This window comes from Paraburkholderia ribeironis (assembly GCF_900019265.1).
In the GTDB taxonomy this organism is placed as follows: Bacteria; Pseudomonadota; Gammaproteobacteria; order Burkholderiales; family Burkholderiaceae; genus Paraburkholderia; species Paraburkholderia ribeironis.
In genome coordinates this window covers 1-25,819 of sequence record NZ_CYGX02000095.1, presented here as the reverse complement: position 1 = coordinate 25,819, position 25,819 = coordinate 1, and the positions used below count along the sequence as shown (strand labels likewise).

General features: G+C 60.1%; 20 protein-coding genes and 1 pseudogene. 13 read left to right on the top strand and 8 right to left on the bottom strand.

Features of this window, described 5'->3' with window-relative positions; all coding sequences use genetic code 11:
- Positions 1-77 precede the first annotated feature (77 nt).
- From BN2475_RS29865 to BN2475_RS29845, 5 genes are all read left to right on the top strand, one after another.
- Positions 78-398: a hypothetical protein gene (locus BN2475_RS29865; protein ID WP_094783003.1), complete on the top strand. Its 321-nt coding sequence runs from the start codon at positions 78-80 to the stop codon at positions 396-398.
- Positions 395-1,921, top strand: coding sequence for a TolC family protein (locus tag BN2475_RS29860; RefSeq protein ID WP_094783002.1), 1,527 nt, complete (start codon positions 395-397; stop codon positions 1,919-1,921). The genes BN2475_RS29865 and BN2475_RS29860 overlap by 4 nt, the downstream gene beginning before the upstream one ends.
- 2 nt (positions 1,922-1,923) lie before the next feature.
- Entirely contained in the window at positions 1,924-3,219 is a 1,296-nt protein-coding gene (locus BN2475_RS29855; RefSeq protein ID WP_094783001.1) for a copper oxidase, read from the top strand.
- A 79-nt stretch (positions 3,220-3,298) separates the two neighbouring features.
- A complete protein-coding gene (locus tag BN2475_RS29850; RefSeq protein ID WP_094783000.1) occupies positions 3,299-3,655 on the top strand; it encodes a copper-binding protein in 357 nt (118 codons plus the stop codon).
- Positions 3,656-3,958: 303 nt separating this feature from the next.
- Entirely contained in the window at positions 3,959-6,052 is a 2,094-nt protein-coding gene (locus BN2475_RS29845) for an FUSC family protein (protein ID WP_094782999.1), read from the top strand.
- 50 nt (positions 6,053-6,102) lie between these two features.
- On the opposite strand, the gene BN2475_RS29840 is transcribed toward BN2475_RS29845, so the two are convergent.
- Positions 6,103-6,411: a GIY-YIG nuclease family protein gene (locus BN2475_RS29840; RefSeq protein ID WP_094782998.1), complete on the bottom strand. Its 309-nt coding sequence runs from the start codon at positions 6,409-6,411 to the stop codon at positions 6,103-6,105.
- Positions 6,412-6,420: 9 nt separating this feature from the next.
- Positions 6,421-7,326, bottom strand: a pseudogene (locus tag BN2475_RS29835) (GNAT family N-acetyltransferase); the annotation flags it as partial.
- A gap of 247 nt (positions 7,327-7,573) precedes the next feature.
- Here BN2475_RS29835 and BN2475_RS29830 point away from each other — a divergent pair.
- Positions 7,574-7,834 carry a CppA family protein gene (locus tag BN2475_RS29830; RefSeq protein WP_094782997.1) on the top strand — a complete coding sequence of 87 codons (261 nt, stop codon included), beginning with the start codon at positions 7,574-7,576 and terminating at the stop codon, positions 7,832-7,834.
- Between the two features lie 103 nt (positions 7,835-7,937).
- On the opposite strand, the gene BN2475_RS29825 is transcribed toward BN2475_RS29830, so the two are convergent.
- From BN2475_RS29825 to BN2475_RS29805, 5 genes are all read right to left on the bottom strand, one after another.
- Positions 7,938-9,785, bottom strand: coding sequence for a P-loop NTPase family protein (locus tag BN2475_RS29825; protein WP_094782996.1), 1,848 nt, complete (start codon positions 9,783-9,785; stop codon positions 7,938-7,940).
- Between the two features lie 2 nt (positions 9,786-9,787).
- The gene (locus BN2475_RS29820; RefSeq protein ID WP_094782995.1) at positions 9,788-10,303 is read right to left on the bottom strand and encodes an ABC-three component system middle component 2; all 516 of its coding nucleotides are present in this window, start codon (positions 10,301-10,303) and stop codon (positions 9,788-9,790) included.
- Complete coding sequence (locus BN2475_RS29815; protein WP_218023742.1) at positions 10,300-11,427, bottom strand: ABC-three component system protein; 1,128 nt, start codon at positions 11,425-11,427, stop codon at positions 10,300-10,302. Before BN2475_RS29815 ends, BN2475_RS29820 begins: the two co-directional genes overlap by 4 nt.
- Before the next feature lie 373 nt (positions 11,428-11,800).
- Positions 11,801-12,655 carry a hypothetical protein gene (locus BN2475_RS29810; RefSeq protein ID WP_094782994.1) on the bottom strand — a complete coding sequence of 285 codons (855 nt, stop codon included), beginning with the start codon at positions 12,653-12,655 and terminating at the stop codon, positions 11,801-11,803.
- Positions 12,630-13,445, bottom strand: a complete 816-nt coding sequence (locus BN2475_RS29805) for an HNH endonuclease (RefSeq protein WP_094782993.1) — start codon at positions 13,443-13,445, stop codon at positions 12,630-12,632. Before BN2475_RS29805 ends, BN2475_RS29810 begins: the two co-directional genes overlap by 26 nt.
- A gap of 265 nt (positions 13,446-13,710) precedes the next feature.
- Here BN2475_RS29805 and BN2475_RS29800 point away from each other — a divergent pair, with 265 nt between their 5' ends.
- Positions 13,711-14,190: a hypothetical protein gene (locus BN2475_RS29800; RefSeq protein ID WP_143325975.1), complete on the top strand. Its 480-nt coding sequence runs from the start codon at positions 13,711-13,713 to the stop codon at positions 14,188-14,190.
- The gene (locus BN2475_RS29795; protein WP_094782991.1) at positions 14,187-14,690 is read left to right on the top strand and encodes a hypothetical protein; all 504 of its coding nucleotides are present in this window, start codon (positions 14,187-14,189) and stop codon (positions 14,688-14,690) included. The genes BN2475_RS29800 and BN2475_RS29795 overlap by 4 nt, the downstream gene beginning before the upstream one ends.
- 357 nt (positions 14,691-15,047) lie before the next feature.
- Here the strand turns inward: BN2475_RS29795 and BN2475_RS29790 are convergent, their stop codons facing one another.
- Complete coding sequence (locus BN2475_RS29790) at positions 15,048-15,920, bottom strand: hypothetical protein (RefSeq protein ID WP_245841683.1); 873 nt, start codon at positions 15,918-15,920, stop codon at positions 15,048-15,050.
- A gap of 203 nt (positions 15,921-16,123) precedes the next feature.
- Between BN2475_RS29790 and BN2475_RS29785 the strand changes: the two genes are divergently transcribed.
- From BN2475_RS29785 to BN2475_RS29760, 5 genes are all read left to right on the top strand, one after another.
- Positions 16,124-18,961, top strand: a complete 2,838-nt coding sequence (locus BN2475_RS29785) for a UvrD-helicase domain-containing protein (RefSeq protein WP_094782990.1) — start codon at positions 16,124-16,126, stop codon at positions 18,959-18,961.
- 470 nt (positions 18,962-19,431) lie between these two features.
- Positions 19,432-19,863, top strand: a complete 432-nt coding sequence (locus BN2475_RS29780) for a hypothetical protein (protein ID WP_094782989.1) — start codon at positions 19,432-19,434, stop codon at positions 19,861-19,863.
- 4 nt (positions 19,864-19,867) lie between these two features.
- The gene (locus BN2475_RS29775; RefSeq protein WP_094782988.1) at positions 19,868-21,820 is read left to right on the top strand and encodes a tetratricopeptide repeat protein; all 1,953 of its coding nucleotides are present in this window, start codon (positions 19,868-19,870) and stop codon (positions 21,818-21,820) included.
- Positions 21,821-22,843: 1,023 nt separating this feature from the next.
- A complete protein-coding gene (locus tag BN2475_RS29765; protein ID WP_094782986.1) occupies positions 22,844-23,644 on the top strand; it encodes a hypothetical protein in 801 nt (266 codons plus the stop codon).
- 77 nt (positions 23,645-23,721) lie between these two features.
- Entirely contained in the window at positions 23,722-25,479 is a 1,758-nt protein-coding gene (locus BN2475_RS29760; protein ID WP_159444630.1) for a tetratricopeptide repeat protein, read from the top strand.
- The last annotated feature ends 340 nt before the right edge of the window (positions 25,480-25,819 follow it).

Below are 25,819 nucleotides of genomic sequence, written 5' to 3'. Positions count from 1 at the left end.
CGCGGCCACGGGCTGCGACCAGCAAGTTTTTCTGGAGTCCGTCACGGTCTCCGGATGATTCACGACGAGAACAATTCATGCGAACAATTTCTGCGGCGCTTATCTGCGCAGGCGCAGTGTTGCCGTTGCTCGCGCATGCCGCGACGGCAGTGCCCGACCCAACGGACGCAGCGGCATCGATGCCGGTCGCCTCGGCGTCATCCGCATTCGACGGCTATAGGGCCTACGAGGGGTCCTACGAGGACGGGGAAGCCCCGAGCTGGCAACAACTGAATCGCGCCGTTACGCCGAGCCGACGCATGACCGGGATGCAGCGCGCTCAGCAACCCGGTGCGACACCAGACGGAAAGAGCGGTCATGAACAGAGCGGTCGTGAACACGAGGGCGAGACGAAATGAAGCGATACCTCGTGCACAACCGCGTGATCTGCATTGCCATCGCGACGGTGTTGCTTGCAGGCTGCACGACCTTCTCGAAAGACGGTGGATTCAACACCGTATCGACGACTGCTTTCGAGCGCCTCGGCAAAGACGCCGTCTACGTCAAAACCGACGCAGACCGCGACGCTGTTTTCCAGCGTACGCAAGAACTCCTTTCGAAGCCGCTCGGCATGGACGACGCTGTCCAGGTTGCACTGCTGAACAACAGTGGACTGCAGGCGTCGTACGGTGAACTCGGCATCTCCGAGGCTGACCTCGTCCAGGCGGGCCGTCTGCCCAATCCGGGCTTTACGTTCAGCCGGACGCACTGGAGCGATGGCTTCGGCATCAGCCGGACCTTTTCGATGGGCGTACTGGCTGTGCTCACGCTGCCGGTGGCGACGCGCATCGAGAGCCGGCGGTTTGAACAAACGAAGCTCGAGACTGCTAACGCGATGCTCGCGGTGGCCGCCGACGCTCGCAAGGCCTATGTGAACGCCGTGGCCGCCGAGCAGGCTGCGTTGTATGCCGCTCAGGTCAAGGACTCCGCCGAGGCCGGAGCAGAACTCGCCTTGCGCATGCGCCAGGCAGGCAATTTCAGCAAGCTCGACTATGCGCGCGAGCAGGCTTTCTACGCGGAATCAGTCGCGCAGTTGGCGAAGGCGAAGCAGCAGTCAGTCATGGCCCGCGAGAAGCTCACACGTGCAATGGGTTTATGGGGTTCAGGAACCCAGTACAAGCTGCCGGACCGTTTGCCTGACCTGCCGAAGGACAGGCCGCAACTCGATGACCTCGAAAGCTTTGCGATGCGGAACCGTCTGGACATTCAGGCGGCGCAGCTGAGAACACAAAGCGTCGCAACCTCTCTGGGACTCAGCCAGGCGACCCGCTTCATCAATGCGCTCGACGTCGGCTATCTCGACAACTTCGAGACCGACAAGGGGCATGAGCACGGGTACGAAATCAGTGTCGAGATTCCTCTCTTCGACTGGGGCAGTGCGAAGGTCGCACGCGCCGAAGCCATCTATATGCAGTCGGCGAACCGGCTCGCCCAGACGGCGATCGACGCCCGTTCCGAAGTACGCGAGTCGTACTCCGCCTGCGTGACGAGTTACGACGTCGCCCGCCACTACCGCGATGAGGTCGTGCCTGTGCGCAAGACCATCTCGGACGAAATGCTGCTGCGCTACAACGGCATGCTCGCAAGCGTATTCGAGCTGCTTGCCGATTCGCGCGATCAGATCGCTGCCGTCAACGGATACATCGATGCGCTGAAAGACTACTGGCTTGCGCAGACGGAGCTGCAACAGTCGCTTGGCGGCCGACTCCCGCCGCTTGCGATGACGCAGACGCCGGGCGCAGAGCACAGCGAAGCAACACCCGCTGCGGCGACGCAAACACCATCGGCTCCGGTGCAGGATTCGCCATTGCCCGCTAGCGCTCCCGCTCCCGCGACTCAATCGACGTCGCCGACGTCGCCGCCGAACTCAGAAGGTCAATGAACATGGTCTCACGTCGAAGTTTCCTCGGCGGCTCGGGTGCTGCGCTCCTCGGCGCGGCGTTGGTCAGCAAGGCTGGCGCAGCGTCACTTCCAGAAGCGCCAAGCATGGATAAGACCGGCACCCAGGCGCCGCTCGTCCCCCCCAATGGCCGCCCCTATACACCCGTGGCAACGCTCAATGGCTGGACTCTGCCGTGGCGCATGAAGAACGGCTGGAAGGAATTTCATCTGATCGCCGAGCCTGTGGTCCGCGAAATGGCGCCGGGCATGAAAGCGAATCTCTGGGGATACAACGGCCAGGCGCCTGGCCCGACCATCGAAGCGGTCGAAGGCGACAAGGTCCGCATCTTCGTGACCAACAGACTGCCGGAACACACCACGGTTCACTGGCACGGCATGCTGGTGCCGTCCGGGATGGACGGCGTGGGCGGGCTGACGCAACCGCACATCCCGCCAGGCAAGACGTTCGTCTATGAGTTCCAGCTCGAGAAGCATGGCACGTTCATGTATCACCCGCATGCCGACGAGATGGTGCAGATGGCGATGGGCATGATGGGCACGTTCATCGTCCACCCGAGGGAGCGCAGCGTCATGCCGGTGGACCGCGACTTCGTGTTCCTGATGTCGGCCTACGACATCGACCCTGGCAGCTTCACGCCGCGCGTCAACGAAATGACCGACTTCAACATGTGGGCATGGAATGCCCGGGTCTTTCCGGGCATCGACCCGCTGCCCGTGCGCGCCGGTGACCGGGTCCGCATCCGCTTCGGCAACCTGACGATGACCAATCACCCCATCCATCTGCATGGGTACAGCTTCGAGGTGGCAGGAACCGACGGTGGATGGATTCCCCCTTCGGCACGCTGGCCGGAAGTGACTGCCGATGTCGCGGTCGGTCAGATGCGGGCCATCGAGTTCACGGCAAACCGTCCGGGCGACTGGGCGTTTCACTGCCACAAGTCGCATCACACGATGAATGCGATGGGTCATCAGGTGCCGAATCTGATCGGCGTGCCGCAGAAAGACCTCGCGATGCGCATCAACAAACTCATTCCGGACTACATGGCAATGGGCAGCACAGGCGGTTCGATGGGCGACATGGAAATGCCGCTACCGGACAACACGCTGCCGATGATGACGGGAACCGGGCCGTTCGGCGCGCTCGAAATGGGCGGCATGTTTAGCGTCGTGAAGGTGCGCGAGGGACTCGGCCGCAACGACTACCGCGACCCGGGCTGGTTCAGACACCCGAAGGGGACCGTGGCGTACGAGTACACCGGTGAACTGCCGGATAGCTGATTGCGCTGGGAGCCGGGCCATTCGCCCGGCCAGATTTTTGTCACTTTGTTTTTGTCACTTGGGCTTTGGAGAGAACCTGATGAAGAACCTGATGGCTTTGATTGTGATGGTTAGTGCTGTGACCGTTTCGGCAACCGCCGACGCAGCCGGCGATATGGGCAACATGGACATGACAGGCGGCCCGCAACAAGGTGCAGACGCGAAGAACGGCATGTCGCACATGTCGCACGGTGAGGTGAAGAAAGTGGATGCCGCCGCCGGTAAGCTGACCATCAAGCATGGTCCCCTCGAAAACCTCGGCATGGAAGCGATGACGATGGTGTTCAAGGTCAAGGACCCGGCCATGCTGTCCCAGGTGAAGGTCGGCGACAAGATTGACTTCGTCGCGGAAGAAGTGGACGGCGCACTCACTGTGATGAAACTGCAGAAGCAGTGAGTGTGATGGGGCGCCAGCGGTGCAGCACGCGGAACACCCCGCTTCAATCCCGGCATCGTCGATGCATCCGGTGTACCCGCGACTCACTTCGCGACGGGTGGGCAGTCGACCTCTTCGCGTGGCGTGCATAGCCGTCGTGCATCGAATGGATGAAGCGAAGGCATTTTTATATTTAGGTATAAACCCTTATCATCTGCCGCACTGTCGTACGCACTGTCGTACGCACCATCGCAGCAGTGACCGCCGGCTGGACCGATGCGCGTACGCCGCGCCCACACGCGTTTTGAGGAGCCCACCGTCCGGATGATGAACCGCAAGTCCCACCCGTCGTCGCCACGCTGGTCGAGCTGGCTGTACACGATCGCCACCGCGATCTACCGCAAGCGGCCGGTATGGATGGTGTCGTTCGCGACGAGCGAGGCCAGTCTGTCCGAAGGCTTGAGGGCGGCGTGCGCATCGACGGCGATGCTCGCGCTGGGTGACGTGCTGCACGATCCGAGCTTCGCGTGGGCCGCGATCGGCGCTTTCTGGACCTGTCTGGCCGACGCGGCGGGTTCCAACCGTGCGCGCTTCGCGTCGATGATGGGCTTCGCGTTGCTGTCGACCGTATGCGGCGGCCTCACCGCGTTCGCGTCGGCAGCCGGGACCGGCTACGCGGCGCTGGCGCTTCTCGTGTTCACGACGCTCGGCGCGTTCGGCCGCATCTGGGGCGCCGCCACCTCGCAGGTGATGATTCTCGCCGCGACCGCCTGCGTGGTGATGGTCGACCGGCCGATGCACGACCCGCGCGCCGGCATGGCGTTTCTCGCGGTCTACCTGGCCGGCTGCCTGTTTGCGGTCGCGCTGAGTCTGACCGTGTGGCGCATCCATCCGTTCGGCGCGAGCCGGTCGTCGCTGCGTGGCGTGTATCTGCGGCTCGCCGATGTCGCGCTGGACAGCGCCCGCCTGCTGGAGCACCGCGCGAGCGTGCGCGAGTGGGCCACGCATGCCGCGCAATTCCGCGCCGATGCTCGCGCCGCGCTGGAGCGCTCGCGGGCGGCGCTGGCGAGGGTGCCCGTAGCGCGAACGGATGCAGGGCAGACTTACGACACGCTGCTCGCCTTGCTGACCGATGGCGAAGCGTTGTTTGCCTATCTGATCGCGGTTTCCGGCGCGAGCGAAAAAGTCCCCGACGACGCATGGCGCGTCAAGCGTGCAGTCCGATTGCTGGGCGCGATCGGCGAGCTGCTGCGCGGCATCGGGGTGGCGGCCAATGAAGCGCGCTGGGCGCGGCTGGCGGATCTGCAGCGGCGCTTGCGCCGTCTCGCGGGACGGCTCGAAACCGCGTTGATGGAACCCGTCAAGCTGAAGTCCGACTTCGAACTGGTCGATTTCGCGCCGCTCCATGCGCGCCCCGAACCGTGGACCGCGAGCGCGGCCCGGCTGACAACGCGCGCATGGGCGACGCTCAAAGCCAATCTGTCGCGCCAGTCGGTCGGCTTGCGGCATGCGGCGCGCGTCGGCGTGACGACCACCACGGGCTTTCTGGTGATTCGCGCGCTGGGGCTGCCGTTCGGCTACTGGGCGACCATGGCGACGCTGCTGATCCTGCAACCGTCGATTGGCGCAACCTGGCCACGCAGCATCGAACGCGCCGCGGGCAGTATCGTCGGCGGGGTGCTGGCGGCGGCGATCGGCTACGCGATCGATTCGCCGCTCGGCATTGCCCTCGCGGTGTTTCCGCTGGTGATCGCGACGATGGCGCTGCGGCCCGTCAGCTATAGCCTGTTCGTGCTGTTCCTGACGCCGACCTTCGTACTGGTCGCCGACTTCGCGACGCCGGGCGCCAACGAATTAGCGTTTGCGCTGACGCGGCTCGGCAACAACGTGCTCGGCTGCGTGCTGGCGCTGCTGGCCACGTTCTGCTTGTGGCCGACGCGCGAGAAGATCGACTACCGCGCTTACCTGACGCAGGCGGTGCGGGCCAATCTCGCGTATCTGCTGGCTGCGCTGGCGTCGCCGCGTGCGAGCGAAAAGAACATGGAGCGCTTGCGTAGAGCCGCGGGCCTCGGCAGCAATAATGCCGAGGAGGCCATCGGCCGGATGCGCCTCGAAAAGCTCGAAGACTCGATGGTCGATACCGTGGCGCTGACGGTGCTGAGTCTGTTGCGCAGGATGGCCGGGACCGCGACCCAGTTGCGCCTCAGTGCGACCTGGCGCGACATGCACGACGAACTCGCCGGCTGGGTCGCGGCGACGAGCGCCGATATCGACGCGGCATTGAACCGGACGTTAAAGCCGGTTCAGCGCGAGCTTCCCGCACGCGACAGATTGACGTCGCTGGAGGCCGATGCGGTGGGTGAACTCGCGCGGATGCATCGGTTGCTGACTGAGCGGATGCGGGAGGTGCGGGGGTAGTGTGAAGGGGCGTGGGGTGACTCAACACGCTCTCACGAAGCGCCCATCTGTCATTGCGCCTCTTCGCCTTCATCCAGCAACGGCTCGGGCACCGGCAGCACCGATTCGAGCGTGCGCGAGCCCGCGGCAAGCGCGCGCTTGTCGATCGGCGACAGCCGCTTGACCCAATACTCCGCACGCAACGCGCTCGACCGGTCCGTCAGCTCGAACGACGCCAGCACGCGCACCGGTTTGCGTGAGCGCGTATAACGCGCGCCCGCGCCGCTCACGTGTTTGTCGAAGCGCGCCTGCACGTCGGTGGCAATGCCGGTGTAGACGCTGCCGTCCGAGCATTCGAGCAAATAAAGAAACCACGCCATGGATGCGCTTCAGCCTTTGAACGGATTGTGGTCGCGCAGCTCGTCCACGTACGCGTGGATGCTGTGCTTTTCGTTGTCGAGGAAATGGCCGACCGCATCGGCGAACGCCGGATGCGCGAGCCAGTGCGCGGAGCGCGTCACCGTGGGCAGGAACCCGCGCGCCATCTTGTGCTCGCCTTGCGCGCCGCCTTCGAACGCGCCGAGTTTTTCCTCGATGCAGAATTCGAGCGGCTGGTAGTACGCGGTTTCGAAGTGCAGGCACGGCACGTGTTCCAGCGCGCCCCAGTAGCGGCCATACAAGGTGCCGCCGGTTTGCGCGTCACGCTGATACACCACCAGCGAACTGGCGATCGGCTTGCCTTCGTAGTCGGCGATCACGAGCATCAGATTCTCCGGCATCGACGCGCCGATCATGCGAAAGAAATCCAGGTTCAGATACGGACTCGAAAAATGTTCGCGGTAGGTCTGCCGATAGCACTTGCTGAAGAAGCGCCAGTCGGCATCCTGGATGTCCTCGCCGCGAATCCGCCGCATCGTCACACCGGCCTCGCGGACCTTGCGACGCTCGGCGCGAATGTTCTTGCGCTTCTTCTGTTCGAGCGTCGAGAGGAAATCGTCGAAGTCGCGATAGCCGTCGTTGAGCCAGTGGAACTGCACGCCCTCTCGCTGCATCATGCCGAGACCGGTCAGCGCATCCGCTTCGGTCTGCGTCGGAAACAGCACATGCAGCGACGACACATCGGCTTGCTCGGCAAACGCCATCAGCGTCGCAGCCAGATGCCGCAACGCATGCGCGCCCACCGCCAGCAGGCGGTTGCCTTGCACCGGTGTGAACGGCACCGCGCACAGCAGCTTCGGGTAATACGGCAGACCGTTGCGTTTGTATGCGTCGGCCCATGCCCAATCGAACACATATGTCGTATCCCGAAAAGCAGCCGTTTGTGACCGAGTAGGGTTTACGTGCATTGACTCTCTAAGGTTTCGAAGGCGACCCGCAGGGAGCCGAGCCGCTTTTGGTTGAGGGCAAGCATGCCCGAAACCGGGGTGGGGGTCTGGGGGAGGGGCGCGGAAAAGATAGCACAATCCGCTAAAAATAAATTTGGATTTATCGATTTAGGTCCTACTGTAAATTCAACCTAAAGCCGATTGCGGAGGTGCAGCGATGGAAGAGCCTACCCCTTCCATTGCTGACGTTATTATCGAATCCGACCGCGACCTCCGTGGGTATGCTTATTTGATCCAGACGTGTGGCGAAACGCGGGTTGCTAACGCGCGCCAAAAACTTGCCGGCCGCACTCGCCCATACGTATCCAATCTAGCAAAGGTGCTCGGTGTGACGATTCCGGAGATTGTCGTCATTACTCCGAGAGAGGAAGCCCGGCAGCGCCTCTCCGAAATAAAAAAAATTATCCGGCGTGAGTGAAAACGGCGCCATGCTTCACAAGGTCGAATCATGTCGCATCAAGCGTCAGATTTTGCTCCTCCATTTCGACGCCAGATGCGGTATAGAAGTATCAGCTTGTCTACTAGGATTTCGTCGGAATAAATCCAGCGCGGTCATCTGCTTTCGCGTTTTCGCCTGCAAACCACTGATAATGAACTTCCTCGGCGATTTCGCTGGGAGGTTCTTTGTTTTCTATCACTATAATTTGGATGTCTTTTGAGGTATTGGCCAGCGACTTCCAGAATGCCGCTTCAATGCCCGCGTCAATCTGTCCATTTTCCCCTTTTACAGTTTCGCTCTTTTTACTCTTGTAGCTCGTAAGTGGTGAGTCGATGACGATTACGCCGGGGTGTGGGCGGTTGTTTTTTGCGCAGTATCGGAGTAGCCCAATTGCAAAGGCGGCGTACAGTATTGCCCGGACGCCTTTGCCCGAGGACTGACGCGGTTTCCCATCCACAACGATGTCGTATGCCTTTTCATCGAATTGGACATGTGGAGTTCCTTTCCACGCCCACTCGACCAACACAGCTTGAATCTCAGCGCAAAATTCCCCGAGTTCTTTGGGAGGAATGCCGGACCAATTTTTCTTCGACGCGCCACTCTCGGCGAGAGCCGAATTAATGTCGTTTTGGCGTTTGACCAAACTTTGCCAACGTTCTCGCTCGACTCGCGTAGTCTCACGTTCAGTGTGTCGACTCATGAGTTGCTCGAGGCGCTCAGTAGTGAACTCCAAACGTGGGGCCAAAGTGCGATTCAACTCTGCGTTCAACACATCGAGGTCGAAATCGAAAATCATTTTGTCAAATTCGACGACTCCTTGTCGAGCCTTGAGGTCGCGAATTGCCGCCGCTAAGTCGGTTCGATGTGCGTGGATTTTTGCAGCTTCGGCCACTGCAGACTCTCGGATTGGTCGAGCGGCGGAATCCGGACTGTGCGAGTGACCCGGTGCCATTATCTGGTCACATACTGGGCAGGGGACTTCCTGGAGCGCTTCGAAATAAAAAGAGCTTTCAGAAATGAAGTCCAGCCGGTCCAAGTCAGAGGTGTACCGTTCGTCCAGCAGTTGATACCTCGAAAGCAGTTCACGGATGCCGAGCAGTTGCGAATCGGCTTTCAGGATATTTCGAGTTGCTTCTTGCGATTTTTCCAGGGCTTCATCCCGAGCGGTAGCGAGACCCTCTAGCTCGTCGGTCAGGCTACCAATCAACGAGTCTAGCTCTGTATCATCTGTCGAGACATTCAACTCTCTTGGCAGTGCGAAGCGCTCGTTCAACGGTTGCAACATCTCGCCCACAAGTTCGAGCTGTGCCTTCAGTCGCGCCTTCACGATTTCGTTCTTTTCACCGGCGGCCACGCTTTCATCGTCAATCCCAGTCAGGACGTATGAGATGGCGCGCTTCCGGGCCGTATCGCCGAATCCGGGCTTCCCCGTTACCGGGGAGTGTTGGTCGATGACAGAGACTTCGTCGATTAGGAATAGCGGTTCAATCGTGCGGATAGTAAAGCGTTGAGTTTCGCCACCGACGTTCTTCCGAAGGCGAGCTTCCTTGATGCCCGCAAACGGCAGCAAGACCGACGTGACGTCGGGGCCTTTGCTCGTGCCTTTTCGGGTCGGCGCTATCACCTCGCCGTTTCCTGAAATATCTTCAATGGGTACCCTATACACCATCAGATTGCCCCCATCTGTCGGGCGCACCAATGTGATGGTCTCATCCTTGGAATTGACGAATTCGACGACGAGGTGGGTGTAATGCACCGCTTCCTCAACATGCTTCAGCTTATCCGCTCCAAGGATGAAGTTGATGCATTCCAGGAGAAAGCTTTTCCCAGTGTCAGACTCGCCCGCGAGCACATTGGCGCCGCTGTAGAACTGGACGACGGCGTCTTCCAGCCCAGCTCCCCTGAGCAGAATCTTTCTGATTTGAAGCATAGTCAAAGTTCCAGTAAATCAACGGCGGTGAGGCGGTCGAATTCTGTGCCCCATCGTCCCACGTTTTGCGCCATGAAAGCCTCGAGCTCCTGGTCGGTGTAACGACCAAACCGGTCGACTATCCAGTTCGCTCTCGCGCCCAACTCATGCGCGTAGGCTGATTTCAGCAGCTTGATGAACGCGGCCGTCATATCGGTAGCTCGGTACAGGAAGCCTTGTGGGGCAAAGACGATTTGAATCAATTCCTTCGCCAGCATCTGGGTCAGCCCAGCATGGATGACATTGCGCTTCACGAGCAGCTCCGTGCCTCGATGGGGCATCGCCGGATGCAAGCTGGCTGGGCCATCATCCACGTCACCGGAGTGGACGAGCAGGTAGTCGTAGGATACAAGTCGCTGGAGGTCCATTGCATGACCGCCCGCAGCGTTCAGGATGAACAGCGTCCGGAACCCGTACTCTAGGGCTGAATTGAACGGGCGAACTTGAGGCGTTCGGATTGGCTTGTCCGCACTAATCATGGATTGCACCAATCGAGACGTTCTTCGTTAGCCATCTGATGGCACATGCCTTCACGGTCTTTGCTGGTGACATGCGGCTCGAGCGGGTGTGACCCAAGCTGGATGCTCTGCGCGGCGCTTACCGTCGCCTTCAGGCGCGCAATCGGAGTTCCATTGGGCTCGGTGTATTGGTAGTACAGCCCGTCGGAGAACTCGTCCAGCAACGTATCGAAATATGCCTGGTCTGCCATCTGGTCTCGCGCCACCTCTTTCAGACCCTCCGCGCTGTAGAAGGTCAATCGCGAACGCTCGAACATCCGGGCATGATAAGAACTGTGCTTGAAGTCTTCGGAGCTTCCGACAACAGTGCCAATGTCATTGCCGATGACGCGATACAGTTGCCCAATGTATTTTGCTTCGATTGCTGCAACCGTCGACGGAGGAGGGGGCGGCGGAGGCCTATTCAGCAATGGCGCGCCAAACACCGTCAGGTGATATTTGGTTTGCGCATGCTCCGCAATTAAGTCATGTGGCTGCTTGGCGGAAAAATTGCTGAAATCGAAGTTCAAGATATGCGCTTTGAGTTCAGGAGAAAGCGCAATTGTTTCCTTCGAGGTTATAGCCTTCGAATAGGAATCCCACGTATCAATCATCTCACTCTTGAGACTTTCTGGCGCGTCGAGCAAATCTTGGAATGGCGAAGTGACACCTTTGTGCGTCACAAAGTAATAGCTCTCTGGTGGCGTGTAGTCACCGATGTGCGTGTAGTACAGCACCTTGGCTATCTCGATACCCGCTTTGGACAGGCCGAGTTTTGCATCATAGTGCTTGCATTGAAAGAGCTGCCAGCGGCGTGGGACTATATTCGCCGCATCAAGCCAGACGATAATGTCTCGACCTTTATCGCCAGAGCCTCCCCGCGCCTGGACTTCGAACACCTGAGTTTGCTTCGAAAGATATTCGCTCGCCCATTCGAGCGTAAATCTCTCAAATTCCGCAGCGCTAAATTGGGCGAGGCGAGTTAAGGGCGCAACGGGAAGCCCAACGCCCAGCCCTAGCAGGCGGGCGTTGGCGCCGGGCCACGGTGTCGGAATCGGCAGCGCTGTTGTTGCTGTGCTTTCGCTCGCCTTCGCGGTTTTTGCCACAGTCCCCTCGGATATATGCTTATTTGCGATTTCAACCAAATCTTACTTGGACGAATTGCATACGGGTACGCCACGCATTCATTCGTGCTTGCTTTGGAACCGTGCGACTGCGATAACCGGGTAGCTCCTCAAGGGGGCAGACTTTCACAAAACTGGTCCAAGCATCAAAAATTACAAATCTTTTATTTCCGGTCAACCTTTGACCCTCAAGGTTCCGGACGACCTCTCCATCGTTTGGCCCCACCACGAGACACCCATACAGCCTTTGAGACCTCGACGCGGTTAAGGACCCACTACGGCCTTTCGACTCGTAACGACGGCAACGGCAGGTCCCCAAGTATAACGGTCGTCAGCGACCGAAGACTCTCGACTGTCAAATTGCACCGGAACTCGTGTTACTCGTGGCAGCATCTTCAAGCCGCTGCAGCAGCGCAAATGCGTCCGCAGCGGCAAGCGCGGGAAAAAGCGCCGGACGGTACTCGATCTGCATTTCCAGCCTGTTGGCTGTGGCAAACCGAGGGCGTACGATGCGCATGTGTTTCAGTACGTCGAACAACCCTTCGTCACGCGTCAGAAGCCGGACTCTGAGTGGACTGGGAAGTTGCTTTGCGATGGCCTTCACCATGCCGACGCGCGGAATCGCGTGGAGATCCGTAAGGACGTTGTGAACGCTCGGCTTAGCAGGTTTGATCACCCGGCGCGCGGCATCGCTTCCATACAAGCAGGCGAGGAACAGGATCACGATTGCATCGTTTGCAGCCAGCCCCGTTGCCCGCGCGAGTTGTACAAGTTCGTTTTCCAAGCCGCGGCGCTTGCTTACAGCGACCTTCTGGGCAACGAGCGGGGCAGCCTTTATGAGGAAATCCGCCCTTTCATCCCACAGGCTTTCCTTCATGCCCGTGAACAGCCCGGCAACGGAGTCTCTGAAGCCCAAGAGATGGGCCGCGTCCGTGCTCGCGCACTTGAAGAACTGGCCAACCGCGTACGTTTCTTTCTCCAGGCTTGCGGCCTTTTCTCTGATGCTGTCTTCGTAACCCTTCTCGCCCTCCATGGTAGACAGGAGAGGGCTGATGCTGTGCACCGGAACGTCGAGTGTGCGTAGCCATTCGAGGTAGGCCTGCTTTTTCGCGTCGGTCTGCGTCTTGCCCGCGACGGCGTCCTTGATGAGTGAGACGACGTTGCGGTCGAGGAGGAAGATCGCTTCAGTCTGGACGGCAGGAGAGCTCATCGCGGCTTGTCTTGGGGGCTTCGTCGTCCAGCGCCTCTTCGCGCGCGATGAACAGATTGTGATGGCGTTTCAGCTGCTCCGGTGAGGGGCGTTCCGCCTGGTCGACCGGAAGCGCGACGAGGCGACGACCGCGGAACTGGGCATACTCCGTCCATTCGAGCGACCGCGTAACGCTCACGCGTCCGTCCGCGTCGACGGCGATCAGGTGCAGGTCGAAAAGCGTGTGGATGTCGGCGCGCAGCAAGAGCCCATTGGTGACGGCGTAGTTCGTTTCGAGTGCATGCGGGACGATGTGGGCGGCCTCAAGCAACGGTTCGACGGTTGAGCCGCTGACCGCACAGACCGAGCCATAGGCACGCAGCAGCCGCCCCCGGAATTTTTGTTGTCCGCGGCGCGTCCAGATTGAGGCGAGTTGTCTGTCCTCACTCGTGTTCCGTCTATCCTCGTTGCGAGTTGCATCTCGTGCGATCGGCCCCGATGCGACGGCGTCCTCTTCAATAAGCGGCTGGGCATGGTCCTGCAGTTCCCCGGACGGCCCGGCCGCGAATCGGCGGAATTCCACGTACTGCTGCTCAAGGTTGTGCCCCACGGTTCGCCACCCCGCGCCCTGCCATGCGTCTGCCCAGACATGCGAGCTCCCGACCTCAGTGTTGCTCCAGAAAGGCGGATGCTCGTAGGCCGAGCGCGGCAGCCGCGTCGGGAGAATCTTGTTGATTTCGTCAAATGTGAGCCGGACGGTATCGCCAGCAAGGCTGCGCAGGTACGTTTCGAGGGCGTCGTATTTCGCCATGGCGAAGGGGCAGCCCCTCTGACGAGCTGCACGCGTGGTTTGAGAGAGGGATAGCATAACAAGCGCGCGCGCTGATCGGGGTGCCCAACCTGCTGGTACTGGTCGCCACGCGCCTCGTCGATGCGCGGAAGAAGGCTGCGGAGGATCGCGAGGCGGCAGATTTGCGGAAGCTTACCTTGCCGAAGTGACGCTCGGTCAGCACGTCGGTTGGCGCAACCAGTCGACGCCAACAATCGTTCCCGGCTACCTGATGAAGGAGCTAAGGATGCCACGATTTCACAAGTTCGATATCGCACGCTCGCAGCTAGTCACGGCAACCGAAATATTCTTCAACCAGCGCAACTTCTCGGCTGTGATCACGCTCGCAGGTGCTGCAAGCGGCATCCTCGACGAGCTTGTTAGGCGCGAAGGAAAGGAGCCCTTTGTTGACTACGCGTGTCGTGTCCATCGTGAGCTTGCTGGCAGGACACCGCCGAGACGGTCCGCCTTCCATCACATCGAGAAGCGGTTGGGCATCAGCGCCCACAAACATTACTCCGACAAGGACACACCCACGGTCAAACTTGACTTGGAGAAGCAAGCCACAAATGCGCTTGTGCGTGCGATTAGCGACTACATAGTTCTGAAAGGGCAAGAGGAATCATTCGTCAAGGACATACTGCAATGGACTTGGCAGAACTCTGACGGCAAGGCGATCATGGAACGGTATCAAGCAGTCCCTGAGAGGCAGAGGCCCCAAAAATGACATTCCGCGAATACACTCGCCTTCAACTAGCAGAACGCCAGCTTGAGGCAGCTATTGGTCTGTTCGTGGTTGGCCGCGACCGATTCGCCGTGGTTACCCTTGCAGGGGCTGCAGACGTAATCCTGTCGCAACTCGCACTAGACAAGGACAATTCCAACTTCACAGACACGTTGATGGAGGAAGCGATGCGCAATGGCGCTGCGGAACGTACCCGCGCAGAGCACGGACACGCGATTAACGACGTCCTCTTCATCAACGACATGAAGCATATGGACAAAGAGGAAGATGGGTTCGTTGACATGGACCCTGAGGAATGCGCCTTCGGAGCAATTATGAAGGCGATGGTCAACTACATCGCGATCGTAGGGCGTAAGCACCCAACTGTTGCATCATTCTTACTTTGGGTCAGCAAGAACATAGATCCTAAAAAATATAACTTGAGCGGTGATCCCAACTTGAAACCGGAAGACGGACAAGGCGCCGCTTTCAAAGGGGGATGAAAAAAAGGGAGCCTAAGCTTCCTTACGTGCGTCGCCGGTTGTCGTCATGTCTTCGGTTTCCATGCCACGCACGGTAACGGCTGCGTAAAACCGCGCATAAACGGCAAATGGCGGCAATAGCCGATGATCTGATAGGCACAGCCGCGCGGCAACGGTCTGCTCCCGAAGGTGGACCGGCCGTTCGGGCGTCCCCGTGAACGCTCGGACGAACGGCTGAGGATGGCCGGCTCGCGCCCGACGACAGAGCGCGGCGATCGCCGCGGCGCGGCCTTTCATGCAAGGGGCATAAAGCGCCCATTCCCGCGGGAAATGTCGAACGGTAGAAGGCGCGTGCTGCTATGGTGACTTAGCTGTGCCTTATCCATCTGTGGATAGGCCTGTGCGACCCTGTTGCTGTTTCCGTAAAACGACGTGAATGGTCGCGAGATAAAAGTAGAACATCCAGCTCAACCATAGACTTGCATCGTACCCCGTCTTTTGTTGGTCATTGTGATGACGAATCCCGAAGTTGTTCGCAAGATTGAATAAATCCTTCTCGTCGGCTGAAGTAAGAAGAGATTTGATCTCGGCGCGAGTGTACTCCAGCACATCAGCGAGATCGCGAACGGCTTGCCTGCGGTCGTCGAGCGTCGCACCATGGCGACGGTAACGTAGGATCGCAGCGTTGATTCGATTTGATATATTGGAGTCGTTTGAAGGGATGTCAGCATCAAAGATCTTCTCGAACCCCTGCTGTGGCTTGTGAAGTATTTCGCCGTTCTCTGACAATTCAAACGGCTTCGCATAGTGGCCGAGCACAGCATTCACTTTTTCGCGGTACTCGATTTGACCTTGCTGCTTATTGAACGTCTCCCAGTGCATGCCACATTGAGCGTAGCTATGAAAGGAGCCGTCTATCGGCTTTGAAACCTGCTGAAACAGGAATTCGACGACGTCAAAAAAATCGTCTTCCGTGTAGCCTTGTCCGAAGGCGTGCGGAGGCCATAGGTCTTTCTTGCGAACGGTAAGGAGCAACTCGAGATCAATGTCGCGCACGTTCCCATTGATATGCCCAGCGTCCACACACTCATATCCGAAGGCTTCGGAGAAGTATCCGCCTTCGGACATTTGGTCGTACACGCGAATGTAAAGATCAATAATGTCTTTTAGGGGCAGGCCAGATTGATTCGGATTTGTTCCTTTACGCTGGGAGTAGTAGGAGTGCGCCATAAGGACAAGGACGGAGGACATGGGAATTCAAATACTACCCGCAAAGACAGACTTTAGGATGCGACGACGTCATAGAAAGCATGCAAGCCCGGGTTTGAGAGTGAACGACGCGCGAATGGCTAACGGCACGCGTCGGCCGCCTGCAAAGCAGCTCAGGCTATCATGACGCGACCGGTTCTCTGGCACGACCGAAACCGGTTTCCGGGGTTATTGCAGGGTAGACGATGACAAAAGAATGGGCTCCCTCCGCGTGGGGCCGAAAGCTGACACGATCGCCGGACTGGCGCCTGATCCTTCAAGGCTTGAAACTATCGTTGACGGTGGATGGAAAAACATACGACGTCAACGTCGACGACGCCGGCTCGTACCGGGTGAATCGGGGAGTCTTCTGGACCGACGTCACGCTCCGCCCAGGCCCCGCGCGGGTCGTGAAGGTGGACGGACTGCCCAACGCCCGAGGGACCGATTTGACCAGCGCTGTTGAAGCCGCGCTGGTCGAGAAGCAGATCCACGAGGACGTGGTGTTTCTGCGTGGTGCTCATCAAACCGCGCTCGACTGGCTTGAAAACAAGACCCAGCAAGAGCAGGCAGCAAAAGCCGGTCGCCGATGGATCACGCACGAGATGCAGGCGGCCATTGAAGCGGCCCGACCGTCCATCGACGTCAAGGCGTTTCGCGCTCGCATGCAGAAAGCCAACGTGCACACCAGGCTGGGAAAAGAATCTGCCGATATGGAGCGTTCCCTCATCCGATGGGAAGCCGACCATCGGCCCTTCTGGGCCTCCCTCAACGCGGCCCATACGGAGCGCGAGTTGACGGCGTGCAAGGACCTGTTCGACCACGTGGAGCGCAAGCCCCTGACCGACGAACAAGCGCGGGCGGTGATCTGCTTCGACAACCGCGTGCAGGTGGTCGCCTCGGCCGGCTCGGGCAAGACGTCCACCATGGTGGCAAAAGCCGCCTACGCCATCCATCGAGGCTTCGTTGCTCCGAAGCGGATCGTCATGCTGGCATTCAACAAACAGGCCGCCGTCGAACTGGCGGACCGTGCCGCCAAATCTTTCGAGCGGCTGGGCATGGACGATGTAGCGGTGGAAGCCTCAACTTTCCACGCCCTGGGCCTTCGCATCATCGGCAAGGCCACGAAGGAAAAGCCTGACATCCCGGATTGGGCAACCGACACCGCCGGTGGCATCAGCAAGCTCACCGAGATCGTCGATCAGCTCAAGGATCGTTCGGCGACCTTCCGGACCCAGTGGGATCTGTTCAGATTCGTCTTCGGCCGGGACCTGCCGGCGTTCGGGTCAATCGGCACACCGGACGTCTGGGACGATCAAGGCAACGGCCGCACCCTTACCGCCGACGGGAAGCGCGTGCGCAGCCAGGAAGAGGCCACCCTTTCCAACTGGCTCTTTTACAACGGTGTGGATTACCGCTACGAGGAGCGGTACAAGTTCAAGACCGCCGACGAAGATCATCGCCAATATCGCCCGGACTTCTTTTACCCGGGCATTGATCTCTACCACGAACATTTCGCCCTGGACGCCAAGGGCAACGCCCCACCTCACTTTGCAGACTACCTTGCCGGCGTCGACTGGAAGCGCAAGTTGCATCGGGAACGTGGCACGTCGTTGATCGAAACGACGTCGCATCAGATCCGCACCGGCGACGTGTTCAAGCACCTCGCTGGCGAGCTGACCCGCCGGGGCATACAACTCGACCCCAATCCGGATCGCGAGATTCCCGCCGGAGGTCAAAAGCCCATGGAGCCATCGGAACTGGTGGCTTTGGTGAGAACGTTCATCAGCCACGCCAAAAGCAACTGCCTGAGCGCGGCGGCGCTGCGCCAGCGTCTGGACGCCATGCCGGACGATGCGTTCAAGCACCGGCATCGTATGTTCCTCGACATCGCGGAGCCCATCATCAAGGCGTGGGACGCCGCCTTGGCGGACGAAGACGGCATCGACTTCGAAGACATGCTCAACCTGGCGGCCGAGCATTTGGAAAGCGGTCGTTACGAGGCGCCCTACGAGCTGGTCATGGCCGACGAGTTCCAGGACGCCTCGCGGGCTCGGGCCCGCTTGTGCCGCGCCTTGGTTCAGAAACCTGGGCGACACCTGTTCGCCGTGGGCGACGACTGGCAGTCCATCAACCGTTTCGCCGGCGCGGACGTGTCGGTGATGACCGATTTCCGGGAATGGTTCGGCCACGGGCAGGTTCTCAAGCTGGAACAGACGTTCCGCTGTCCCCAAGCGCTGTGCGACGTGTCTAGCCGGTTCGTGTCCAAGAACCCAACGCAGATCGGCAAACGCGTGATGTCGGTCACCCCCGCGATGGGGCCCGTGCTCCAAGCGTTTCAAGTGGACAACAAGGAAAAGCTGGTCGACGCCATCGACCAGTTCGTGATGAAACTGGCCCATGGCGTCCACGATGGTAGTATCCCGGCCGGCCGCGATGGGAAGGTTTCGGTTTTCGTGCTTGGCAGGTACAACGCCGATCGGCAGTACGTCCCGGCAAACAAGGCCCGCTTCGAGCGCTGGGTGGATGTGTCGTTCCTCACCATCCACCGATCGAAGGGAAGCGAAGCCGACTACGTGATCTTGCCGGAGATGCTGAGCGTGCTACGCGGGCGTAGCTTCCCGAACACGCGCGCTGATGACCCGGTACTGGCGTTAGCCATGCCCGCCGGGGACAACTACCCGCACGGGGAAGAGCGTCGCTTGTTTTACGTGGCCCTTACCAGGGCACGGCGTACCGTGGCCATGTTCACGGCACGCGGTCAGTGTTCGAGCTTCTTGCGGGAGCTTGAGCAGGACGGCGCGGTGTCGACCACCGACACTGATGGCAAGGTCGTTCACGAGGAGGAATGCCCCGCGTGCAAACGAGGGGTTTTGGTCTTGCGCACCGGTCCCTATGGGGAGTTTCGTTCCTGCTCGAACTTCCCTGCGTGCCGCTACAAACCCAAGAAGAGTGGAAACGCACCATTACCGGCGACCAACCACAGAGGAAGGGTCAACCAAGCCAACCGCAGGACCTCGGCCTCGCCGTTCTCGCGTCGCTAAGCCGGCCCAAGCCACCGATCAAACCTAGCGTACGTCCGCGCCCCTTCGGATGCCCCGCATTGGGCGTTCCGAGGGCGCAACGGTCCAACGCTCATCCTTGCAGCGACGGGACGGTCCGAACAATCCCCATCGTTTCGATGCTGACGAGGATCACGCGTTGCAACAGCATCACGATGTACGTAGGATCGTCGTGCTCGCGTGCGCGTCGCTCGTTCGCTTGGTTTGCGTAACAGTGCAGCGAATCGAACAGTAGGTCTGACCGCTCGCTGAACGTCGTGTGCCGCCGACCACTGTTCGTCGCGGTCGGCCGAAGTCGCCCCTGACCTGCCGCTCGGTTGGTGTCTGCGAATGTCCGTACCCCGCTCCAAAGTTGCCGTTGTGCCCCTTGCAGTGAGCGGCGCTACAATGAAACACGAGGATGTTTGCATGGACGGGGGCGCCCGCCCCGTGTGTCGACAGAGGAGGTATCCATGGCCGACGAGCCGAACGCAGCACCGGAACGTAGCTACCATATTGGCGATGTCGGCGAGGGCGCCCGCGTTGCACAGGGCGAGAACATCTCCTGGGTCGAAGGGCTCGCCGGCTTGCCAGAAGGCGAGACGCTCGCCCAGCAATTCGCCGCACTGCTGGAGCAGATCGACGAAGACGCGTCATTCGATGATGACACCCGCGCGCTTACGCGGGACAAGACGGCGGCAGTTGCCGAAGGCCTTGCCACTGCTCAGGAATCGCCTGGTGTGCTCCGTCGCGCGCTGATCGATGCCAGGTCGTGGTTCGGCAACACTGCGTCCTGGGTAGGCAACGCGATCGGCGATATCCTCAAAAGCGAGGCGGCGCAAAAGACCATCGGCACGGTGTCCGAGGCAGCCACCAAGGCGGCCATTGACTCATTTGTGAAATAGCGCCATGCCCGCCGAGGTGCCGCTATTCCGGGTCGGCGATGTTGGCAACAACGCTGTCGTGTTGCAGGGAGAGCATCTTTCTGTCGGCGTCAGCGCGGCAGACGTCGCGCAACTCATCAAAGCTGAGCGCGATGGACTTGTCCAGCAATATGCGCCGCAGCTCAAAGAATTAGCCGAGCAACTTGGCATGTCCCGCGAAGCGGTGCGCGTGACGCTCCACATCGCCGGCCACGACGATGTCCCGCCCGAGCGCTGGACAGACACGTTGATCGCCATTGCTACGCAATATCGCGCCATGCGCCAGGATCTGACAGCCAGCGAGGACGGCGAGACTGCGGAACTGAGACAGCAAGCGGTTGCTGCTTTGGATGCAGGTGACTTCGACAATGCGACTAGCCTGCTGACCGACATCCGCGCAAAAAAGAGCTTGATCTCTGAGCAAAGACGTCGCAGGGCGCAAGAAGCACACGAGGAGTGGGTCGCCGGACTGCGGTCAGAGGCCGAGACCTGCGCCCTACTCGGCCGGGCTGCCTTGGGGCAACGCAACGTTACGGAAGCCTATGCGCGGTTCTTTGAAGGCTTGCGCGTGCTTGCGCCCATTGATGATCCCGCGCCGCGCTTCTCATACGCGTTGAACGTTGTAGCAACACTGTTCGACTTCGGAGATCGTTCCGGAAACAACGATGCACTTGCTGCTGCGATCGCGGGCAGCCGCCGGGCACTCGCCGACGCACCGCGGGAACGCTTCCCGCTGGAATGGGCGAAGATCCAGAGCAACCTCGGAACAGCGCTCGCGAAGCTAGGCGAGCGGGAGAGAGGCACGGACCACCTGCTGGAAGGGGTGGAGGCCTACCACGAGGCGCTGACTGAATGCACACCTGAACGAGACCCGCTGGGCTGGGCGACGATCCAGAATAACCTCGGAAATGCACTTGCGAAGCTAGGCGAGCGGGAGAGCGGTACGGGCCGCCTCGCGGATGCAGTGGCGGCCTACCATGAGGCGTTGACGGTACGCACGCGCGAGCGCGTCCCGCTGGGATGGGCGACGACCCAGAACAATCTCGGAAATGCGCTCTTGAGCCTCAGCGAGCGCGAGAGTGACACGGGTCGCCTGGCGGAAGCGGTGAAGGCCTTCCATGAGGCGCTGACTGGATGCACGCGCGAGCGAGACCCGCTGTTCTGGGCGACGGTCCAACACAATCTCGGAAATGCGCTCTTGAGGCTGAGCGAGCGGGAGAGCGGCACGGGCCGCCTCGCGGATGCGGTGGCGGCTTACCACGAGGCGCTGACTGGATGCACGCGCGAGCGAGCCCCGCTGTTGTGGGCGACGATTCAGTCCGGCCTGGGAAACGCGCTCGCGATGCAAGGCCGGCGCGAGAGAAACTCGGACCGCCTGCTGGAAGGGGTGGCGGCCTACTACGAGGCGCTGACTGAACACTCGAGAGAGCGAGACCCGCTGTTCTGGGCAATGATTCAGGCCAACCTGGGAAACGCGCTCGCGACGCTGGGCGAACTCGAGAATGACCCCGCCCACTTGGAAGCAGCGGTGGCAGCCTTCCAGACGGCGCTAACCGAACGCACGTGCAAGCGCGTCCCGCTGGACTGGGCGACGACCCAACACAACCTGGGAAACGCGCTCGCGACGCTAGGCGAACTCGAGAATGACCCCGCCCACCTGGAAGCAGCGGTGGCGGCCTACCACGAGGCGCTAGCTGAACGCACGCACGAGCGAGACCCGCTGGGCTTTGCGACGATCCAGTTCAGCCTGGGAACTGCGCTCTGGAAACTTGGCGAGAGGGAGAGTGGCACGGCCCGCCTGCAGGAAGCGCAGAAAGCGATCGACTCGTCGCGTAGTGCGTACCAAAGTGCCGGCATCGGTGATCTCGATACCTACTTCGACGAGTCATTGGGCGCGCTTGGTAGATTGATTGCAGAGCGCCAGCGCAAGTCGCCGTAACAGATTCACCTTTCCTGCGGGCAGAGATCATTCGAGACTGGAATAGGCAGGTCAATTGGCGCGATGCGCTTGAACCATACGGACCCGCGGGCACGAACTCTCCTTCGGAATCTAGGCCGCCGTACGCAACGTGCGGAAACGGAGTTGGCTCGACCGACGAACCGTGAGTCACCATCTAAACCGGTCGGCCGGAAGTCCCATTCCAGTGGGTGCACCGGATCCAGAGTCAAACGAGCCGACAGTTCTCTCAAACACTGAACTCGCTCGACGACGGCCTTTCGGATGGACGGGCAGGCAGCAATACCGGCCGACCGTTGAACTTTCGACCGACTCGAGGAGGCGACGCAAACGGCGTGGTGCGAGGTAAGTGTCCGCCTAAGTTCGGCCCAATTGCGGTCGCTTGGTCGCGACCTGGAACGGGCGTTTGCATGGCGGCTCCGCCGTTGGAGGCGGCCACTCGCGTTGTGTGGGGAATCATGAGCGCCTATGCTCATGCTAGAGCGTTCGAAGCCCGAACGCCTGCGCTGGTAACAAAGGACACTATCCGTTTCCCACGATAGTTGCTAGTTTCGTAAACGCGGGTGGGGAAAAATATGACAAAGTCATGGCAGCAATTCCTGTTTTGCGTGATCTTGACGATACTTTGGCCGCTTTTCCCCCTCGGGTTCGAATGGCTCATCTCGGACGCAGTGAAAACGGAATCTGTCGCGTTGACGGCATCGATGTATGCGATTGGTATCGGGGTCGCATCCAAATACCAAGGTCTATTTGGCGTCGCGCTCATGGAAGCAGTTTTCTATATATTATTTTATGGACTCAGCGTTAAGGGACATCCGCCCCACGAGGCCCTTATTTTATTTGTCTGTGGCGCGGGAATGTTTTTGATGTTTGTTTGCCACACGGCTGAAAGATACAATAGACATATACGGCTTCAGGAACCATTCCCCGATTTCATGAGATGAGGTTTTAAAAATGGAGCCTTTAACACTTTCTATACTCGCGGTATCAGGAGCAGTAATCTCGATGGGAGTGGGCGTCGCCAAGGCATTTCGGGATATTCTTAAGACTTTCGTGAAAAGCAAGTATGAAAGGAGTTTTGAAAAGGAATTAGCTCTTGTACTAAGAAAATCGCCCAAGACCGAGGAGTTGCTGAACGAGATTGTTCATGATAGTTCTGTATTTCAGAAAGATCCCGAAAGATACGGGGCGCTGAAGGCGCTGATAATCGAGACTCTCGAGAAATCAGAAGATAAGGTTGCCAGTTCGATAAAAGAAGGGTTGAATCAACCGTCAGAACTTGGCCGCGAAAAGTACGTCGCGAAATTGCTTAGAAACACTGAACCCGAAATAACGGGGACGTCCCAGCCCCGTACCCCGACGAAGGACAAATCCAAGTCCGAAAAACCGAACCCCACACCGGAACGCAGCTATCAGATCGGCTATGTCGGCGCGGGCGCCCGCGTCGCACAGGGCGAGAACATCTCCTGGATCGAAGGGGTCGCTGACCTGCCCGAAGGCGAGACGCTCGCCCGGCAATTCGCCGCGCTACTGGACCAGATCGACAAGGACGCGTCGCTAGATGATGACACCCGCGCGCTTGCCAAGGACAAGACGGCGGCGGTTGCCGAAGGCCTCGCCAAGGCTCAGGAATCACCCGGCGTGCTCCGTCGCGCGCTGATCGACGCCAAGTCGTGGTTCGGCAGCAGCGCGTCTGGGGTAGGGAACGCGCTCGGCGACATTCTCAAAAGCGAGGCGGCGCAGGAGACTCTGGGCACGGTGTCCGAGGCCGCCACCAGAGCGGCTATTGACGCGTTTGTAAAGTAGGCTCCATGAGCTCCCAGAGCGCCATGCCCTCGGGGCTGCCACGATACCTTATCGGAGATGTTGGGCCCGGTGCGGTCGTGCTGCAGGGCAAGCGTCTTTCTGTCGGCTACAGCGCGGCACAGGTCGCGCAGCTCCTCAAGGCTGAACGCGACGGACTTATCCAACAATTCACCCCGCAACTCAAAGAATTAGCCGAGCAGTTGGGCATGACGCGCGAGGCAGTACGGTCGATGCTTCGCATCGTTGGCCACGACGATGTCCCGCCTGAGCGCTGGTCCGGTACGTTGCTCGCCCTCGCCACACAATTTTGCGCGATGCGTCAGGCGCTAACCGGCAGTGAGGACGGTGAGACCGCGGAACTTCGCCAGCGGGCGATTGCTGCTTTAGATGCAGGTGCCTTCGACGATGCGACAAGCATACTCAACGACATCCGTGCACGAAAGAGCGTGATCTCTGAGCAAAGACGTCGCAGGGCGCGAGAAGCACAGGCGGAGTGGGTCGCCGGACTACAGTCAGAGGCCGAAACCTGTGCCTTACTCGGCCGGGCCGCCCTGGGGCAACGCAACGTCGCGGACGCTCATGCGCGGTTCGAGGAAGGCTTGCACGTGCTTGCTCCCATTGATGATTCCGACCTGCGCTTGTCATACGCGTTGGACGCCGCGGCAGCACTGTGCGACTTTGGCTCTCGTGCTGGAAACAACGATGCACTTGCCGCTGCGATCGCGATCTACCGCCAAGCGCTCGCCGACGCACCGCGCGAGCGCGTCCCGCTGAACTGGGCGGCGATTCAGACCAACCTCGGCGCTGCGCTCCGGACGCTGGGCGCGCGGGTAGGCGACACGGCTCATTTAGAAGAAGCGGTGGCGGCCTTTCGCGCGGCGCTGACCGAATACACGCGCGAACGCGTCCCGCTTGATTGGGCGGCGACCCAAAACCAACTAGGCTTAGCATTGCGCAATCTGGGCGAGCGGCAAAACGACACTGCTCATCTCGAAGAATCTATAGCGACCTTCCGGGCGGCGCTGACCGAAAACACGCGCGAACGCAACGCGTTTGGCTGGGCGGTGACCCAAAGCAATCTCGGGATCGCGTTGTGGAGGCTGAGCGAGCGGGAGGGTGGCACGGACCATCTGAAAGAGGCGGTGGCGGCTTGCCGCGCGGCACTAAGCGAATACCCACGCGAACGCGACCCGTTGTGTTGGGCGGACATCCAGAGCAACCTTGGGGCCGCGCTCTCGGGGCTGGGAGAGCGGGAGCGCGACACAGCTCGACTGGAAGAAGCGGTCGCGGCCTACCGCGCGGCGCTGACGGAATACGCGCGTGAGCGCTTCCCGCTGGATTGGGCGATCGCCCAAAATAATCTCGCGGCTGCGCTGTGGAATCTGGGCGAGCAGAAGAGCGACTCGGCTCGACTGGAAGAAGCGATAGCAATCTACCGCATCGTGCTCACCGAACGGACTCGCGAGCGCGACCCGATGGGATGGGCGGGCACCCAAAATAATCTTGGGGCCGCGCTCTCGAGCCTGGGCACGCGGGTGGGCGACACGGCGCACCTAGAGGAAGCGGTGGCGGCCTTCCGCGCGGCGCTGATGGAATACACTCGCGAACGCGTTCCGCTGGATTGGGCGGTGGTCCAGAACGGCCTCGGTAATGCGCTGCGGAATTTGGGCGAGCGGGAGAGCGGCACGGCCCGGTTGGAGGAAGCAGTGAAAACCATCCAATCGGCCCTTAGCGAATATCACCGGGCGGACATCACCGACTTCGACGCCTACTTTGACGATACTCTCAGCTCGGTTGCGCAATTAATCGACCAACGCAGGCGCATGCCGGAATGACTTTATCCGCGCGCCGTGCTCGAAGTGATGTTCACGTGCAACGCCGAGCACGTGCAGCTGGGATCAGTACGAAAATCGGAAACCCGCGCTTCCGTGCGACCGGCATCACCGCGTATCCGACGCGCACCACGCGGCGGTACAACCAAATCCCAACTCCTATTCGACGTCGGCTGTGAACCTAACTTCGGTCATTCGATAGCGCTGGTTGAATGTCACTTGATGGCCGACGGACTAAACCGCTCGCGCGGTAGGGGCTACGGTCTGACACCGGAGGTCAGGGAGAGGCCGGTCACGCGGCTTTATGTTGGCGAATGAGGCAATCCGCCTCGTTCTCCAGCAG

What these genes read in the sequence shown, in the direction of transcription:
- BN2475_RS29865 (WP_094783003.1), top strand. Translation starts at nt 78, where the DNA reads ATGCGAACAATTTCTGCGGCGCTTATCTGCGCAGGCGCAGTGTTGCCG.
- BN2475_RS29860 (WP_094783002.1), top strand. Translation starts at nt 395, where the DNA reads ATGAAGCGATACCTCGTGCACAACCGCGTGATCTGCATTGCCATCGCG.
- BN2475_RS29855 (WP_094783001.1), top strand. Translation starts at nt 1,924, where the DNA reads ATGGTCTCACGTCGAAGTTTCCTCGGCGGCTCGGGTGCTGCGCTCCTC.
- BN2475_RS29850 (WP_094783000.1), top strand. Translation starts at nt 3,299, where the DNA reads ATGAAGAACCTGATGGCTTTGATTGTGATGGTTAGTGCTGTGACCGTT.
- BN2475_RS29845 (WP_094782999.1), top strand. Translation starts at nt 3,959, where the DNA reads ATGATGAACCGCAAGTCCCACCCGTCGTCGCCACGCTGGTCGAGCTGG.
- BN2475_RS29840 (WP_094782998.1), bottom strand. Translation starts at nt 6,411, where the DNA reads ATGGCGTGGTTTCTTTATTTGCTCGAATGCTCGGACGGCAGCGTCTAC.
- BN2475_RS29830 (WP_094782997.1), top strand. Translation starts at nt 7,574, where the DNA reads ATGGAAGAGCCTACCCCTTCCATTGCTGACGTTATTATCGAATCCGAC.
- BN2475_RS29825 (WP_094782996.1), bottom strand. Translation starts at nt 9,785, where the DNA reads ATGCTTCAAATCAGAAAGATTCTGCTCAGGGGAGCTGGGCTGGAAGAC.
- BN2475_RS29820 (WP_094782995.1), bottom strand. Translation starts at nt 10,303, where the DNA reads ATGATTAGTGCGGACAAGCCAATCCGAACGCCTCAAGTTCGCCCGTTC.
- BN2475_RS29810 (WP_094782994.1), bottom strand. Translation starts at nt 12,655, where the DNA reads ATGAGCTCTCCTGCCGTCCAGACTGAAGCGATCTTCCTCCTCGACCGC.
- BN2475_RS29805 (WP_094782993.1), bottom strand. Translation starts at nt 13,445, where the DNA reads ATGGCGAAATACGACGCCCTCGAAACGTACCTGCGCAGCCTTGCTGGC.
- BN2475_RS29800 (WP_143325975.1), top strand. Translation starts at nt 13,711, where the DNA reads ATGCCACGATTTCACAAGTTCGATATCGCACGCTCGCAGCTAGTCACG.
- BN2475_RS29795 (WP_094782991.1), top strand. Translation starts at nt 14,187, where the DNA reads ATGACATTCCGCGAATACACTCGCCTTCAACTAGCAGAACGCCAGCTT.
- BN2475_RS29790 (WP_245841683.1), bottom strand. Translation starts at nt 15,920, where the DNA reads ATGTCCTCCGTCCTTGTCCTTATGGCGCACTCCTACTACTCCCAGCGT.
- BN2475_RS29785 (WP_094782990.1), top strand. Translation starts at nt 16,124, where the DNA reads ATGACAAAAGAATGGGCTCCCTCCGCGTGGGGCCGAAAGCTGACACGA.
- BN2475_RS29780 (WP_094782989.1), top strand. Translation starts at nt 19,432, where the DNA reads ATGGCCGACGAGCCGAACGCAGCACCGGAACGTAGCTACCATATTGGC.
- BN2475_RS29775 (WP_094782988.1), top strand. Translation starts at nt 19,868, where the DNA reads ATGCCCGCCGAGGTGCCGCTATTCCGGGTCGGCGATGTTGGCAACAAC.
- BN2475_RS29765 (WP_094782986.1), top strand. Translation starts at nt 22,844, where the DNA reads ATGGGAGTGGGCGTCGCCAAGGCATTTCGGGATATTCTTAAGACTTTC.